The sequence below is a fragment of the Mesorhizobium kowhaii genome (assembly GCF_042431665.1).
GTDB lineage: Bacteria > Pseudomonadota > Alphaproteobacteria > Rhizobiales > Rhizobiaceae > Mesorhizobium > Mesorhizobium kowhaii.
The window spans coordinates 1-1,247 of sequence record NZ_JBHLYT010000143.1 but is presented as its reverse complement, the minus strand read 5'-3'; the positions used below and the strand labels follow the sequence as shown (position 1 = coordinate 1,247).

Genomic DNA, 1,247 nt, shown 5'->3' with positions numbered 1-1,247 from the left:
GTATGGGGAACCGAGTAATCGTTCAGGTCGAAGCGGACATAGGGTGTCTTTCCGACCTTCGCGGCGATCTGCTCCTCGATGGGGTACGGGTTGGTGGGCAATGGCAGAAGCATGGGCTGCTCCTGCGCAAACACCTGACGAACCGTCATCGTCCGGTCCTCGGGGCATGGCCGGTCGGCGGCCTGGTTGCGGCACCATTGTTCGGCCTGGGCATTCAGATCGTCGAGGTCCTTGAACTTGCGGGCGATGAAGAAGGCTTCCCGGATGTGGCGAATGGCGCGCTCGACGCGGCCCTTTTCGTTGCCCCGCGCCACGGCGACGGGACGGGGCTCGAAGCGATAATGGCCCGCGAAGGCCAGAAGTGTCGGATGGAACCGGATGGCATCGCCGTGACGCTCAAGCACAGCGCTCTTAAGGTTGTCATAGAGCAGCCCCCTGGGCAAACCATTCCAGGCGTTGAACGCACCGGCGTGGCCGCGCAGGAAGTTTTCCATGCGGGCATCAAGAAAGAAGCGCAGATAGATGTCGCGCGAGTAGGACAACACCATGACGAAGGCCATCAGCGGGCGGCGAGCCTTGCCGATTTCGATGTGACCAAAATGCGCCCAGTCGACCTGGCCTTGCTCGCCCGGCAGGGTGCGCAGACGCAGGAACGCTTCCGCAGCCTTGCGCGGACGGTGGAGCGCGATCATATGCCGGAAGTGGGAGGACGAGCCCTTGTAGCCGCGCTCCTGCACCATCCCGTACAGGCGGCTGGCGGTCAGGTCTGGATATGTCTCAAGCGTCCGCTGGACGAACGGCAGATACTGGTCGACCTCGGCGGGACGTATCACCGGCCTGTGGGCGGGGCAGACCGGCCTCCTTCAGAACCCGGAAGACCGTCGTATGGTGGCAATGCAATTGCGTTGCGATCGTTCCACAGCGCCACCTCTCAACGTGGTACAGGCGCAGGATCATCGCTTCCTTCTCGGCGGATATGGTCATCGGTTGGGTCTCCATAGTCGTGTTGACGGACATAGGCCCCTCGGCGACGCACGAAGCCGCCGCGAAAGAACGGCGGCAGCCGACAACTGCAGCGCCGGCAGCACGGAGCCGGAGGGATCGATGGCACCGCTTCAGCGGTGACGTCGTCCAGTGCGACGGTGCCGTCGATCAGGGGCGCGTTCAGTCGTGAACCATCCGGCAGACAAGGTGGAGACTGATGCGTCACGTTGTTTTTGCAGCGCTGGCGATATCGGCGGGAGCGG

Annotated in this window: 2 protein-coding genes; both read right to left on the bottom strand. The window is 63.3% G+C overall.

Annotation, left to right across the window (positions count from 1 at the left end):
* Positions 1–833 (bottom strand): IS21 family transposase (istA, locus tag ACFFNA_RS36150; RefSeq protein ID WP_378924757.1); only part of this gene is annotated, 833 nt, incomplete at its 3' end.
* Positions 834–931: 98 nt separating this feature from the next.
* A partial coding sequence (locus ACFFNA_RS36145; RefSeq protein WP_378924755.1) for a hypothetical protein occupies positions 932–1,247 on the bottom strand: 316 nt, incomplete at its 5' end.